This window comes from Seonamhaeicola sp., from assembly GCF_028281565.1.
Taxonomy (GTDB): domain Bacteria; phylum Bacteroidota; class Bacteroidia; order Flavobacteriales; family Flavobacteriaceae; genus Seonamhaeicola.
In genome coordinates, this window is the sequence record NZ_JANQJQ010000006.1 from 187,670 (window position 1) to 203,097 (window position 15,428).

The 15,428-nt window shown below is 38.7% G+C and carries 12 protein-coding genes; 8 read left to right on the top strand and 4 right to left on the bottom strand.

Features of this window, described 5'->3' with window-relative positions:
* The first annotated feature begins 23 nt into the window (after nucleotides 1-23).
* The 8 genes from Q0983_RS02705 to Q0983_RS02740 all read left to right on the top strand — a co-directional run bounded on the left by Q0983_RS02705 (nucleotide 24) and on the right by Q0983_RS02740 (nucleotide 10,690).
* On the top strand, nucleotides 24-1,481 hold the full coding sequence (locus Q0983_RS02705; RefSeq protein ID WP_299548324.1) for a hypothetical protein: 1,458 nt from the start codon (nucleotides 24-26) through the stop codon (nucleotides 1,479-1,481).
* Between the two features lie 93 nt (nucleotides 1,482-1,574).
* Complete coding sequence (locus Q0983_RS02710; RefSeq protein WP_299548326.1) at nucleotides 1,575-2,525, top strand: glycoside hydrolase family 16 protein; 951 nt, start codon at nucleotides 1,575-1,577, stop codon at nucleotides 2,523-2,525.
* 100 nt (nucleotides 2,526-2,625) lie between these two features.
* Nucleotides 2,626-3,327: a phytanoyl-CoA dioxygenase family protein gene (locus tag Q0983_RS02715; RefSeq protein WP_299548328.1), complete on the top strand. Its 702-nt coding sequence runs from the start codon at nucleotides 2,626-2,628 to the stop codon at nucleotides 3,325-3,327.
* Between the two features lie 7 nt (nucleotides 3,328-3,334).
* Nucleotides 3,335-4,330, top strand: coding sequence for a Gfo/Idh/MocA family oxidoreductase (locus Q0983_RS02720; RefSeq protein WP_299548330.1), 996 nt, complete (start codon nucleotides 3,335-3,337; stop codon nucleotides 4,328-4,330).
* 165 nt (nucleotides 4,331-4,495) lie between these two features.
* Nucleotides 4,496-6,031: a sugar porter family MFS transporter gene (locus tag Q0983_RS02725; RefSeq protein ID WP_299548332.1), complete on the top strand. Its 1,536-nt coding sequence runs from the start codon at nucleotides 4,496-4,498 to the stop codon at nucleotides 6,029-6,031.
* 15 nt (nucleotides 6,032-6,046) lie between these two features.
* Nucleotides 6,047-7,675 (top strand): glycoside hydrolase family 43 protein, encoded by a 1,629-nt coding sequence (locus tag Q0983_RS02730; RefSeq protein ID WP_299548334.1) that lies wholly within the window; start codon nucleotides 6,047-6,049, stop codon nucleotides 7,673-7,675.
* Nucleotides 7,676-7,697: 22 nt separating this feature from the next.
* The gene (locus tag Q0983_RS02735; protein ID WP_299548336.1) at nucleotides 7,698-8,834 is read left to right on the top strand and encodes a glycosyl hydrolase; all 1,137 of its coding nucleotides are present in this window, start codon (nucleotides 7,698-7,700) and stop codon (nucleotides 8,832-8,834) included.
* A gap of 11 nt (nucleotides 8,835-8,845) precedes the next feature.
* Nucleotides 8,846-10,690, top strand: coding sequence for a right-handed parallel beta-helix repeat-containing protein (locus tag Q0983_RS02740; protein ID WP_299548338.1), 1,845 nt, complete (start codon nucleotides 8,846-8,848; stop codon nucleotides 10,688-10,690).
* Between the two features lie 6 nt (nucleotides 10,691-10,696).
* Here the strand turns inward: Q0983_RS02740 and Q0983_RS02745 are convergent, their stop codons facing one another.
* The 4 genes from Q0983_RS02745 to Q0983_RS02760 form a co-directional block, all read right to left on the bottom strand.
* A complete protein-coding gene (locus tag Q0983_RS02745) occupies nucleotides 10,697-11,725 on the bottom strand; it encodes a LacI family DNA-binding transcriptional regulator (protein WP_299548339.1) in 1,029 nt (342 codons plus the stop codon).
* A 117-nt stretch (nucleotides 11,726-11,842) separates the two neighbouring features.
* Complete coding sequence (locus Q0983_RS02750) at nucleotides 11,843-12,118, bottom strand: hypothetical protein (RefSeq protein ID WP_299548341.1); 276 nt, start codon at nucleotides 12,116-12,118, stop codon at nucleotides 11,843-11,845.
* A 101-nt stretch (nucleotides 12,119-12,219) separates the two neighbouring features.
* Nucleotides 12,220-13,728: a F0F1 ATP synthase subunit beta gene (gene atpD / locus Q0983_RS02755; RefSeq protein WP_299548343.1), complete on the bottom strand. Its 1,509-nt coding sequence runs from the start codon at nucleotides 13,726-13,728 to the stop codon at nucleotides 12,220-12,222.
* Between the two features lie 168 nt (nucleotides 13,729-13,896).
* Nucleotides 13,897-15,414: a G-D-S-L family lipolytic protein gene (locus tag Q0983_RS02760; protein WP_299548345.1), complete on the bottom strand. Its 1,518-nt coding sequence runs from the start codon at nucleotides 15,412-15,414 to the stop codon at nucleotides 13,897-13,899.
* Nucleotides 15,415-15,428: the final 14 nt, after the last annotated feature.

A 15,428-nucleotide genomic window follows, 5' to 3' on the forward strand; every position in this document is an offset into this window, starting at 1 on the left:
AGAACGCTAAAATTTTTAAACAGATGAAAAGAATTAATATAAAATCAAAATTAAGTATAGGTTTAGCGTTTTTAGCGTTGACCATGTTTACAATATCTTGTGAAGAAAATACCTTTTTTGACTATGATGTATTTGCTTCCTTTAAAGACGGCATCCAGAATGGAGACGAAGAAGGGATTGATTGTGGAGGAAGTACAGGCGTAGCATGTCCTTCATGTAATGACGGTATTCAAAACCAGGGTGAAGAAGGTGTGGATTGTGGTGGTCCGTGTGCTAAATGCCCGGATGCCACACCCCGAGCTGATGCCATAAGAAATAGTACAAGTTCACCTTATTTTTATACGTTTGAGTCCGGTCAGGTGCAATCAGGTAAAAACCTGGAGCCGATGCACACAAATGCTGATGGGAGTACCTATTCTCAAGGGGTTACACCAACATATGGACAGGCAGATCCTGCAGGTTCAAGTGATTTAGTAACTAAAATTCTAAGACCTGCAAACGGGCCATTTGGCGGATTTGAAGATTACAAGTTTCAAACACAGGAGAATCCTATAGATTTCTCAATGTATAACAAGTTTACTTTAGATGTGTACATTCCGTCAAGTAATGATTTCTCAGGGTCTTTGGAACCCATGGTTGAAGTGATTTTACATGATAATGTAGATGGCAACTTCTGGCAACGCTGGACTGTGATCGCGGTAACTGTTGATCCGGGAGACTTTGACGGTTGGGTAACCTTATTCTTTGATGGCACCAATGCGGTGTCTGCAGATAACGGAACTTTATTAGCTGATAACACAAGTTATACGAACTTTACATTAAGATTCGGTGGGTCTAATCACCAGGAACAAGGGGAGTTTTACGTAAAAGATTTCTTTGCCGTAAGCCAATATACGCAGCCGGGGACACCCAGAGCCGATGTTTTAGCCGGTACGAGTACTGAAGTTTATTTCACCTTTGAATCAGGTGATGAAACGTCCGGAAAAGTATTAAGACCCATGACCACCAATCCGGATGATAGTGATTATACGCAAGGGGTTGATATTGTATATGGCGCACCGGACCCTGCAGGAAGTGCTGATGGTGTGGCCATGGTAACCAGACCGGATGATGGTCGTTTTGGAGGCTTCGAGGATTTCAAGTTCCAGTATTTAGAGAACAACTTCGATTTTACATCCACAAACAGATTTTACCTGGATGTATATGTCCCTTCAACAAATACCTTTTCAGGAAACCTCACGCCAACAGTTGATCTCATATTACATATTAACTCAGGGAACTTTTGGGAAACCTGGACGGTCATTACAGTTGCCATTGACCCGGCAGATTTTGATAAGTGGATAACTATCGAATTTGATGGTAGTGGCACCTTACCGGCACAAACCACTTACAATAGTTTTACGCTTCGTTTTGGAGGCGCAGGGCATACGGAATCAGGGGTGTTCTATGCGAAAGACTTTAGATCGGTAGAAGTGATTTAAACCGACGAAGTGAACCCGCTATATGAATTGATTGGTAGTATAATAGGGTTTTGATTAAAAGCTCAAAACCCTATTTTTTTAATCACATTTACAATGAAACAGATAGTCTCTCTCATCCTATTTTTGTCGATTGCCTGTTCATCAAGTTCAGACACGATGGATGCAACCGGCAGTTGTTCAGATGGCCTTAAAAATGGTAATGAAACAGGTGTTGATTGCGGTGGTGATTGTGGCTCTTGTCAGGAAGAAGGCGTCACAATTCCAGGTGCAGGTTACAACGCACCAACCTCATATTCAGAGTATAGTTTGTTTTGGTCTGATGAATTTTCAGGCTCCGGTTTAGATTCCGGAAAATGGAATTACAACTTAGGAACGGGGTGTCCTTCGCTTTGCGGATGGGGGAATAGCGAATTACAGACCTTTACAAATAGTTTGGATAACCTGTATTTTAAAGACGGAAATTTGATTATTGAGGCCAATCATGATGGAAGTAAATATGCATCGGCAAGAATTAATACCGATAACAAATTTGAATTTCAATACGGAAGAGTGGATATCAGAGCTGCCATGCCTTCCGCTTCGGGAACCTGGACAGCATTATTTATGTTGAATAAAGATTATACAATTTCAAATCCTGGGGCTCACTGGCCCAGCGGGGGTGAAATTGATATTATGGAATACCTGGGAGAGGATCATCATGATATTATGGGAACCGGACATTACGGAACCGATTTTCCGAATAACCACAGGTATAATTCAAAGCATTATAGCTCACAAAACGGACAGTCGTTTAACGAAGCCTATTATGTGTATTCCATAGTTTGGGAAGAAGATAAAATTACATGGCTGGTAAATGATGTGGCATATCATAGTATAACACCACAAATAACAGGAGCAAATGGGCAACCGTACCCATTTAATGATGCATTTTATTTGATTTTTGCATTATCGGTTGGAGGGAATCTGCCAAATGCAACACCGGTTGCAACCAGTTTTCCGGATTACCTGATTATAGATTATGTAAGGGTTTACAAGAAAAATTAAAAGTGATTATAGATTTAGTTTAGTTGATGTTTGTTGATACAAGTTTGGGCTTCCACTTAAGCCGAAGTCCAAACTTCACAAACGGTAAAAGCATAAGAAAATGGATTTCGATAGAATAGCAAAACAGTTTTGGGAAGATGGCTATATAGTCTTTGAGAAATTCTTTCCGGATGAATTAATGGATGCATACAACCAAAGGATTTTAGACCATTTTGAATCGGATCCGGAATCAGAATTAAATGATGAGTTTTCAGATAAGTCTAAAGTACAAGTAGTGCCCTGGTTTCCATATAGAGAAGGGAAACCCTATTTTGATGGTGTTGATTTAGACCAAACATTCAACCAGATAACAACCGCTATTCTAAAAGAGGAATGGGATAATTTGTATTGTATGATGATGTTCTCTAAAAAGGGAACCATTGGTCAGGCATGGCATCAGGATTGTCCGCCGGACGAATCATCAAAATACAATTTAAACAGATTGGTTTATACCCATGATATTACTGATGAAACAGGAGGAAATGTTATTATATATCCTAAAACACATAATAAAGGAGAACTCACTGTTGGAGATCCTCACGAAGATTTAGATGGACAAATAGTTTTAAAACCTAAAAAAGGGACCGTGGTATTTTTACATGGTCATTGCTGGCATAGAGTAACCCCGGCTAAACAAGACAGGGTGTCTTCTAATTTTAGGGCCATGCCTAAAGGAACTCCGGAGGACATCACGGATGTATGTGTATACAGAAATATGAAATATAGATTTTCAACGCAAGAAGTTATTGAGGAACGTAATTGATTAACATTTGCAAGACACTAACAACATAAACTGGGGAATCATAGGATTGGGCAATATTGCGCATCAGTTTTGCCGTGATTTGTTGTTAGTGGATGATGCTGTTATTTACGCGGTGGCATCCAGAAGTCAGGAAAAGGCAAATACCTTTGGTGAACAATACGGAGTAACCAATTGCTATGACAGTTATGATGCTATTTTAAAAGATGACCATGTAGACATCATTTATATAGCCACACCGCATAATTCACATGCCGAATTAAGTGTTAAAGCCATGACACATGGGAAACATGTGCTTTGTGAAAAACCCATTGCCTTAAATAAGGCTGAAGCAAACATGATGATTGAAACATCCAAAGAGACGGGACAGTTCTTTATGGAAGCTTTTTGGACAAGATTTAATCCATCCGTAGTTGAAGCTTTGTTGAAAATAAAAAATGGCGATTTGGGTGCTATAAAATATATTAATGCGGATTTTGCTTTTTATGTTGACATTCCGGAAGGAAGCCGTATGACAAAAACTGAATTAGGAGGAGGTTCCTTATTAGACATGGGTGTGTATCCATTGTTTTTAGCCTATGTTGTTTTAGGCATGCCCGAAAAGATAATGGCTGCAGCTAATTTCTTTGAATCAGGTGCAGACCAGCAAACTTCTATGATTTTACATTACAAAGGAGCTCAAGCGGTATTGCACAGTAGTTTTATGTCACCATCAAATATGGTTGCTACCATTAGCGGCACCGAAGGGCGCATTAATTTACATTCGGTATGGCATGAAACACAAGGGTATTCCATGATAAGGAATAATCATAAAGTGGATTATCATTTGCCAACCAAAGGAAAAGGGTTTACTTATGAGATTGAAGCATGTCATAAGTGTATAAGAAACAACCAGATAGAAAGCGACGTTTGGTCGCATCAGGATAGTTTGAATTTAATGTCTATAACGGACGCTGTTAGAAAGGAAACCGGATTAAAATTTCCTCAAGAAAATAAAATCAAATGAAACTAACATGAATTTTCATTATTCAAAATTTAATCTAAAGCATGATTAAAATTTATGTGAGTTACTGAAATCGAAGATTCACGAATACAAAAACATAAAAGTAATTGCTAATGAGTAATGTATTCAATTTTTTTGAACATTTACAAATCAAAAAAATTTAAACAGATGAAAAAAACACTATTTGTCGCTTTTGTGGTGTCCTTGGGAGGATTCTTATTCGGATTTGATGCCGGTATCATTTCCGGAGTTATGTCTTATGCCGGGCCGGAGTTCAATTTAAATGATGCGCAAACCGGTTGGGCCGTAAGTGCGCCATCATTTGCCGCCATGCTGGCCATGTTAATTTCCGGTAGGTTGAGCGATATTATAGGGAGAAAAAAAATATTAATGGCCGTTGCATTCCTATATGCCGTTTCTGCTTTATGGTCTGCTTTAGCGGGCTCCTACGAAGCACTATATCTGGCGAGAATGATAGGAGGTTTAGCATTTGGAGCCGCCTTAATTCTGGCGCCTACGTACATTGCAGAAATTTCCACAGCTAAGACCAGAGGCCAGTTGGTTGCCATTCAACAATTAAACATTGTGCTGGGGTTTTTTGCAGCATTCTTAAGTAACTATTATTTCAATCAGGCATTTACAAGCGGAGACAGTACGTTTTTAATGGATGGAAACGTATGGCGTTGGATGTTAGGAGTAGAACTCGTTCCTGCTTTATTGTATTTCTTCTTTTTATTTTTTGTTCCCAGAAGCCCCAGATGGTTATTTACAAAAGGCTTTACTGACGAAGCAAAAAAAGTACTGATACATATGCACGGTGCTAAACAGGCTGATGAAGAAATTACCGGCATTGAAGCGAGTTTAAAGGCAAAAACTAAAGAAAAAGTAAAGCTCAAAGATCTATTTGAGCCGGCATTGAAATTTGTAATTATAGTTGGGTTAATCATTGGTGTTTTACAGCAGATCACAGGAATTAATGCTATTTATTTTTATGCCACATCCATATTCAAACAAACCGGTATTGGTACGGATGCAGCGTTTTCTTCAGGCGTTTTATTAAGCTTTACAACAGTGATATTTACCATTGTAGCCATGTTATTGATAGATAAAATGGGAAGAAGGCCGTTACTGCTTTTTGGAATTGGGGGTATAGCAATTAGTCTTTTAATATGTGCTTATGGGTTTAAAAATGCAACCTATCATATAAAATCCCAGGATTTAACAACGCTTCAGTTTGATAGCGCATCAAAGCTTTCTACCATAGCAGATAAAACTTTTGATAACGATATTGACTTTAAAACTGCCGTTAAAGAAACCATAGGAAATCAGGTGTATGCTAAGAACGAAGGTGCCATTTTAGAAATAGCTACCAGTATGAATGCTACTTTGGTTTTAATAGGTATCCTAGGGTTTATTGCCTGTTTTGCATTCTCGTTAGGACCTGTTATGTGGGTCATGCTATCTGAATTGTACCCCAATAAAGTTAGAGGACTGGCCATTGGGTTTATTGGATTTATAAACTCATTTGCCAGTTGGTTGGTGCAACAGGTTTTCCCCTGGGAATTGAACAATCTGGGAAATGCCATGAGTTTCTTCATTTTTGGAGCTATAGCTTTAATAGGGTTCTTTATTCTGTTGAAAATATTGCCCGAGACAAAAGGAAAATCCCTGGAACAAATAGAACACGATTTAGTAAAAAATTAAGACCATAAAATGACAATGAGTTATATACAAAATCCCATATTAACAGGTTTCAATCCGGATCCTTCCATTTGTAGAGTAGGTGATGATTATTACATTGCTACCTCAACATTTGAGTGGTTCCCGGGCGTGCAAATTCACCATTCCAAAGACCTGAAAAACTGGAAGGTTATTGCACAACCCCTTAACAGGCCATCACAATTAGACCTAAAAGGGGTGCCTGATTCCTGTGGTGTGTGGGCACCTTGTTTGTCCTATAATAATGGTACCTTTTATTTGGTATATACCAATGTAAAGTCTTTTGATGGTGTTTGGAAAGACACACCTAATTTTGTGGTAACTGCCGATGATATTAGAGGTGAATGGAGTGAACCGATTTATTTAAATTCGGCAGGGTTCGACGGGTCCTTTTTTCACGATGAAGGGAAAATATGGTACACCTGTATGTTGGTGGACCATAGAAATGGAAAGTTTTTTGGCGGCGTGGAATTGCAGGAATACGATCCTGTTAAAAAGCAACTTGTTGGTGAGGTGTATTATTTAACTACAGGGACTAAATTGGGTTCCACTGAAGGGCCACATATTTACAGACATAATGGCTATTATTATTTAATTTTAGCCGAAGGAGGTACTGAATATGGACACGCATCTACTATTTTAAGATCCGAGGATATTACCGGACCCTATGAGGAACATCCAAATAATCCTATATTAACCTGTGCTGATCACCCGGAGCATGGTATTCAAAAATCAGGGCATGCTTCCATGATTGAGACCCAAAATGGCGATTGGTATATTGTCTTTTTAGTGGGGCGCCCCTTAACCACACATGGGCGTTGTATTTTGGGACGTGAAACGGCTATAGAAGAAATAGCTTGGATAGAGGATTGGCCTATGTTAAAAACAGAAACCAATTTACCCCGGATCCAGATCCCACAACCTGAATTTAGGGCATATCCTTTTGATGCTAGTCCGAATAGAGTTGATTTTGATCGTGCTGAACTGTCCATGGATTTTCAATCCTTACGTATCCCCATGGAAGAAAATTGGATGAGTTTAAAGGATCGCCCGGGGTATTTAAGACTTAAAGGAAAGGAGTCTTTGACCTCCATGCATACACAGGCTTTAATCGCAAGACGCTTACAGCATGTACAAGCTGAAGTATCTACTTGTGTGGAGTTTGAACCTGAATCATTTCAGCAATTAGCTGGATTGGTATTGTATTATAATACCGGGCATTATCATTATTTAAGTATAAGTACGGATGGAACCAATAAAGTACTGTCTATAATTTCAAGTAATAACTTTAAGGCCACAGACCAGTCTGAAAAGGTGGTGCTTCTTACTGAAAAACCGGTGGTATTAAAAGCGGTTATTATTAGAGAAAAACTACAGTTTAGTTACAGTACCGATGGCATTGCTTTCAAAACCATTGGAGATGTATTGGACATGAGTATCCTTTCTGATGACAATGTGAGAGACGGGAGTGACAGATACAGGCCTGCCTTTACGGGAACCTTTGTAGGGATGTGCTGCCAGGATTTGAAAACCAATAGTAAACATGCCGATTTTGATTGGTTCGAGTATAAAGAAATTAGTGCGGAGAAAGTTATTGATATTACAAAGTATCAATTTGAAGCAAAGTAAGAAATAATAATATAAAATACAGATGAAAAATTTAAAGTGTTTAATCATTGTTTTAGGATTAATACTAGTGAGTTGCAAGGATCAAGCAAAAGAAAATACGGAAGCGATTGCTTCTGATGATAAAGTGGAGGTGACCAGAGCGTTAGCTAAATTTGAACCTAAAGACGGGGTCTTGCTTTTTGTAGGCCAGGAATTAGAGGCTGTGGGTGGTCTGGAAAAGTATAACGACGGGTATTTAGACCATTTTCCCAGGCCGGCGGGATGGACCACCTATACCAATATTAATCCGGGGGGCGAATCCTTTGGAAGAATCCAGGAAGGTTTGGATGGCCTATGGGATACACACGATTGGGGTGATAATGATTATAACGCTTCACTACAATTGGCCAGTTCCAATTATGAAAATATGGCTTTGGCTATCGGTTTACAATTTGTACATCACGAAGAAAAAGTAGCAGATGGTACCCATGATAAATACATTTATAAACTGGCGGAGTTTCTGAAATCTTTGGGGAAACGTCCGGTGTTTTTACGGATCGCATATGAATTTGACGGGACACCCTGGAACCATTATGAAAAAGAACCTACCATTGCCGCTTATAAACGCATGGTGGACATACTTAGGAAGGAAGGCGTTACAAACGCGGCTTATGTTTGGCAATCCACTGGGTTTATGTCGCCAAATCCTGGTGATTTGGAATCCTGGTATCCGGGTGATGACTATGTGGACTGGTTGGGGTATTCATTCTTTAACCGGTGGGCCGATCAAAAAATGATAGTATTTGCCCGTGAAAAAGGAAAACCGGTGTTTATAGCTGAAGCATCACCTACCATTTCAGATGTGGATGCCAAAACCACGGGGAACACCATTGAAACCCAATTGGGTAACCCGGAACAAGCCGAAGAAGCATGGCAAAAATGGTTTATACCATTCTTTAAAACCATTGATGAGAACAGGGATGTTGTAAAAGCGGTACATTATATCAATTGCCATTGGGATTCACACCCCATGTGGTTTAATAACCCTACGTTTAGAAAAATTGATGCCCGTTTGCAATTGAGTGATACTATCAGTGCGCGTTGGTTAAAAGAAACAAGTAAGGATAAGTTTATTAAATCCTCCCCGGATTTATATGACAATTTGTATAACAACAAATAATCGATCACGTTATGCGCTTTTTTTTCTTATTGTCTTTTGTTTCTGTCCTTTCTTTTTCTCAAGACAACGACGGAAATTTTGATTGGGAAAGCTATAATAGCTGGAATAATACTACTGTTTACAGTAAAACTTATGTAGTAGATAACAATCATGTTAATGCCAGTGATGAAAATGAGGGGACCTATGATGCACCATTTAAGACCATAAACAAGGCAGCACAAGTTGTAAAGGCAGGAGAACGCGTTTTGATTTTTTCCGGAGTTTACAGAGAAACTATTTTTCCAAAAAATGGAGGCATTTCGGAAAACAAAATGATCTCTTATGAAGCGGCTCCCGGCGAAAATGTTGTGATAAAAGGCTCTGATATCTTAAGCCAAAACTGGGAGCAGCGTAAAGTATATACTGATGTGGTTGCGGATTCTTCGTTAACTTACACCTGGTCCAGGCGTACCTGGGTTACAACTTTACCGGAGAATTTTTTCGGTAAAAATTACAACCCATTTAAGTTGGCCAATATTTTACCGGAAGAGCATGCCTTAATGCCCTGGGCTAAATTGGTAAAGAAGATACCCCCTTATACATCAAGCAGAGCTTTGCTATTTCAAAACGGAAAGCGCTTAAAACAAATGGAAGCGTATGGTGATGTGGTACGTATTCCGGGGTCTTTTTGGATTGATAGTGATGCAAGAACCATACATGTTCATAGTTTTGATAGTGGCGACCCCAATAGAACATTAATAGAAATTGGAACTAAAAGTCATTTGTTCAAACCTCAGAAAGTAGGGTTGAATTATATACAAGTAAGTGGGTTGACCTTTGAGCATTGTGCCAACGGTTTTTTAAGAACAAGTACAGGAGCTGTTACTGCTTTAGGGGGGCATCATTGGATTTTTGAAAATAATACAATCAGGCAAAATAACTCGTCAGGGTTAGAATTTGGGTTTCTGGCTTATGAACAAAATGACCCACACCCGGAAAATATACCTAGAAGCAGAAAGGATGCCCTGGGAGGTGTTATTGTTAGAAATAATACGATTTATGATTGTGGTACAGCCGGCATTAGAAGTTTCGTAGTTCCAAATACTGTTATTACCGGAAATCATATTTATAATTGTGGTTGGCAGGATGCAGAAAACTATTGGGAATGTTCCGGTATAAAAATGCTTGTATGCTACAATACTTTAGTTAAAGGCAATTACATACACAATATACAAGGAGGTAATGGCATTTGGTTAGATTGGGATATTCGCTATTCCAGAGTCACCCAAAATGTGATTCATGATATTCAGAACATTCAGGGGGGTATTTTTATAGAGGCATCCCATTACCCTAATTTGGTTGATAATAATTTTTTATGGAATATTGACGGTAATGGTATTTATGCTAACGATTCAGATAATTTAATGGTTTATCATAATTTGGTAGCCAATATTACGGGTAATGTTGTTCATGCCATTGTTCAAACAGATAGATATCAAAATGGTAGAAAGCTTACAGCCGAAGAAAATAAAGTGTTTAATAATATTTTTATAGATGGTTTGCCAATGCGATTTAGTTCAAATTCAAATAAGGCGGACCATAACTTATATATAAGTACAAAAGCACCAAATTACTTTAAGCATATTAAAGCCAATGGTCCTTTAGACTCTGGAAGTAATATAGAAAGTGCCGAAGCATTTTTTATACCTGATGTTGCCTTGTTTAATTGGATGGCAGATTTTGAAGTAAAACCTGTACCACTATTGGAAGAAGTGAAATATGACTTTTATAATAGTGTTAAAGAAAGTAATACTACCATCCCCGGCCCGTTTAACAGGCTTTCGAAAAAAACAAGAAAGCTGCTTTCCGAATATTAGAAAACACTAAGATAGTTGATGTGTTGAGTTCCTTAATACCAAACTGGTTTTAATAATTTTAGTTTCATAAACAGATTCTGAATTATCATTTTGCTCAATACGCTCAATTAATTTTTCCGTTGCTTTTTTGCCTATGTAAACCGCATGTTGGTTTATACACGTTATAGAAGGGTTTACATACTTAAATAGATTACCATTGGTATACCCTATAAAAGAAATGTCTTCGGGTATTTTATAGCCTCTTGATTTTGCAATGAACATGGACTCGATGGTAGAGTATTCCTCTAAACCAATAATGGCATCAATAGCGTTATAATCCAGTAACGTTTTTACTTCGGTTTCAAAATCGTATTCCTTTTTAACCAGTAAAATTAGCTTTTCATTAACCTCGATACCATGATCTTTTAAAGCTTGTTTATAGCCATTTATTCTTAGGGTTACAATACCAAGATCATCAAGAACCGAAATTATAACAATGTTTTTACAACCGGTTTTTATTAGATGTTCTGTGGCGTTATAGGCACAATTAAAGTCATCAACAATGATCTTATCACATTCCACAGAATCGGAAACTCTATCAAACATAACTATTGGACCCGCATCCTGGATAAACTCTTTTAAATGATTAAAGTGTTGTTTAGATTGGGTCTCTTCGGTAACTGAAATTAGGAGCCCATCAACCGTCCCTTTTTCAAGCATGTTGGCAGATTCAATTTCTTTTTTCATCTCGCCGTGGGAGATGATAATGATGACATTGTACCCTTTTTCATTGGCAATTTGTTCAACACCACTAAAAACTTTAACAAAAAAATGGTTAAGAAGGGTTGGAATAATAACACCTATGGTTTTTGTTTTCTTATTTAGCAGGCTAAGAGCAACACTGTTAGGTTTGTAATTATGCTCTTTGGCATATTGCTGAATTTTTTCCCTGGTTTTTGCACTAATTTCGTGACTGTCGCTTAAGGCCCTGGAAACCGTGGCAATAGAGACGTTAAATTCATTGGCGATATGCTTAAGTGTAATTCGTTTTTTCATATCAGAACAAATACCTAAGCTAAGTTAGTTCTTTTTTATGAAAGCCTGAATGGAATATATTGAAATAAAAAAGCACACCATTTGGTGTGCTTTTTAGAATATTTATGGTAAATAAATTTAATCTGCTAAAACAATAACTTTATTATCGTTCATTTCAATAGTACCTGAATTTATGGCCAGCCAGAATCCGTTGTCAGATTTAGTGAATTTGGATTCCACTTCTTCATCTAAGGTCACATCGCCAATAATCTTTACCTGGCCTTCTTTTAATAGCGATACAATAGGGGCGTGGTCTTTCAGCATTTGAAACTCGCCATTCACTCCCGGAACGGCAACCGACTCTACTTCTCCACTAAATAAGGTGGCTTCTGGTGATACGATTTCTAAATACATAGTAAAACTTGTTTTACTACTCCCTTGAAGAAGGGAGTCTTTATATTTTAGTCTATTATAAAACCCTTCGACTGCGCTCAGGGAGACGTTTTTTTATTTAATTAAGCTTCTGCAAGCATTTTCTCTCCGGCCTCAATAGCATCTTCAATGGTACCCTTAAGGTTAAATGCTGCTTCCGGTAAATGGTCTAACTCACCATCCATGATCATATTAAACCCTTTGATAGTATCTTTAATATCTACCAATACACCAGGGATCCCGGTAAACTGCTCTGCTACGTGGAATGGTTGCGATAAGAAACGTTGTACACGACGCGCACGACCTACCGCCATTTTATCCTCTTCCGATAACTCTTCCATACCAAGAATAGCAATAATATCCTGTAACTCTTTATAGCGTTGTAATAACTCTTTTACTCTTTGTGCACAAGCGTAGTGATCGTTCCCTAAGATATCCGCAGTCAAGATCCTGGATGTAGAATCTAACGGGTCTACCGCTGGATAGATACCTAACTCAGCAATTTTACGGGATAATACAGTTGTGGCGTCTAAGTGAGCAAACGTAGTTGCAGGCGCCGGATCCGTTAAGTCATCCGCAGGTACGTAAACCGCCTGTACAGATGTAATAGATCCTTTTTTAGTGGATGTGATACGCTCCTGCATAGCACCCATCTCAGTCGCTAATGTTGGCTGATAACCTACCGCAGAAGGCATACGTCCTAATAATGCCGACACCTCAGAACCAGCTTGTGTAAAACGGAAGATGTTATCAACGAAGAATAATACGTCTTTTCCTTGTCCGTCACCGGCACCATCACGGAAATATTCTGCAATTGTTAATCCTGATAAGGCTACACGGGCACGGGCTCCAGGAGGCTCATTCATCTGTCCGAAAACAAACGTACACTTAGATTCTCTCATGACATCCTTATCAACCTTGGTTAAATCCCAACCACCTTCTTCCATAGAGTGTAAAAAGTCGTCTCCATATTTGATAATTCCGGATTCTAACATTTCACGAAGTAAATCATTCCCTTCACGGGTTCTTTCACCTACACCGGCAAATACCGATAAACCACCGTGTCCCTTTGCAATATTGTTAATTAACTCCTGAATTAATACTGTTTTACCTACACCAGCACCACCAAATAATCCAATCTTACCACCTTTAGCATAAGGCTCAATAAGGTCAATTACTTTAATACCTGTAAACAGAACTTCAGAAGAAGTAGATAATTCTTCAAACTTAGGAGCTTGTCTGTGAATTGGTAATCCGTTGTCTCCTTCTTTTGGTAAGTTTCCTATGCCGTCAATTGCATCTCCAACTACATTAAATAAACGCCCGTATACATCATCACCTATTGGCATTTGAATGGCATTACCGGTTGCAACAACTTCTGTTCCTCTGCTTAAACCGTCAGATGAATCCATCGCAATAGTACGTACGGTATCTTCACCAATGTGAGATTGTACTTCTAGTACTAAAATTGAACCATTTTCTCTTGTGATTTCCAATGAATCGTAAATTTTTGGAAGCTCTGTTCCAGCGGCGAATTCAACATCAATAACTGCTCCTACAATTTGCGCAACTTTACCTGTAACTTTTGACATTACTTATGTGTTTAATATTATGCTATTTAAATGTGTGAAAACATGGTTTTGTTTTCGGCTGCAAAGATATATTATTTAATTTAAAAAGAAAGCTGTTTTTTAAGCTTTTTTACAATAAAAAAACGCCTTCAAATTGAAGGCGTTTTTGAACCATATTTTGGACGTAATTTATTGTAAAGTAGGTGAGTAATTTGTTGGATAGTCACCTATGTTGATCATATTTCCGGATTCCATAAAGTTTGATCCAAATTGAGCATCAATGGCTTTTAAAAATTCATTTGCCAACAGCCCATATCCTCTCGCTGTTAAATGAATACCGTCCAACCCAATCGCACCACCTGTGACCAGGTCTGATGTTAAAGTAAAGTTATTGGATGACAGGCCGGTTGTAGAAAGTTTAAATAAAAGATCTTTCAAATTTACCAGAGCCAGGTTGTCATTGGAAGCTACAATACCCTCAATGGTATTATTATAAGCGTCTGTTGCATCTTTTATTTCCTGTTGCTCTTCAGGAGTCAACACCCATCTGTCTGCTAAAGGAATAGCAAGCCCATTGACCGTTTGAGGATTGCCGGGGATGGCCTCTGTGCCAATAAATGTGGATGCTGATAACACAATAATATCTTCAGCGGTGGCTTGTCGGTATTTGGGAAGGGCTGCAAAAGCAGGGTTTATGGCACCCAAATCTGTTAGACTTTCATCTTCAATAACCACAGCGTTTTGCCCTGCCGCAAAATTTATGGTCCTTTTTAAGGCCTCTTCCTCTGTAAACAGGCCTAACCCGCTTAAAGCTGCAAGGGCTTGTTGAATACCACCGTTATATGCAGCATAGGCTTGATTGAGAACAGCTGCAGTACCGGCATCTAAAGGCACCGGATTATGAGGTACCCTTGTAAAATGTGGTAAATCTTCAATATAAGGTACATTGGTCACCACACCTTTAGCCCCTCCCGAAGTAAGGACATTTACTGCTGTGGTGAAAGCGAAATCAAATGTTGGAGAATCCGTAACTGCTCTCGAACTATCACCTCCCCAAAAAGCATAGTCAATCACATCATTACCGCCCATGAGGCTAAGTGTAAAGAAGGTCGGGTTTTGAGCTATGGCATCTCCTATCATGGACGCATTCGGGTTTGAAGCCATTCTAACAAAATAGGGATTCGCTGTTGCCGGTGATGTCACTAAGCCCGCAGGGTTTCCATAGCCCTCAAATAACATATGAAAGCTTTTGGCTCCCGGAACACCTATATTTTGGAATGGTCCTGATAAGGTATTAAAAGCTTCTGTTGTTGGCGTAGCAGGTAACCTTACAGGGCCTTCGCCATTAAAGAACAATCTGGGCTCAAACATCGGGTTAGGCACACCTCCAAAAAGGAGTCCCCCAATATTGTCATTCATTAGGGGCTGGTTATAATCGCCGCCACCCGCTTTTGCAAATTCTTTTGCCAACATATTGGTGAAAGAGTTTTCCTGACTGGCCTTAAATAAAGCGCCATCCGTATAACCTGCGGTAAAAGAAGCACCTACAGCTACATACTTAGAAAAATCTGCCGAACCGGTTGTTAAAGCTGGTAACTCGGGAGTCGTATCCGGTTCAATATTAAAATCCCTAAGCACATCTTCAGGGTCATTACATGCTGTAAAACCAACAATAATTAATAAGAGTAATATATATTTTGTATTCATAACAGTTTTTTAAA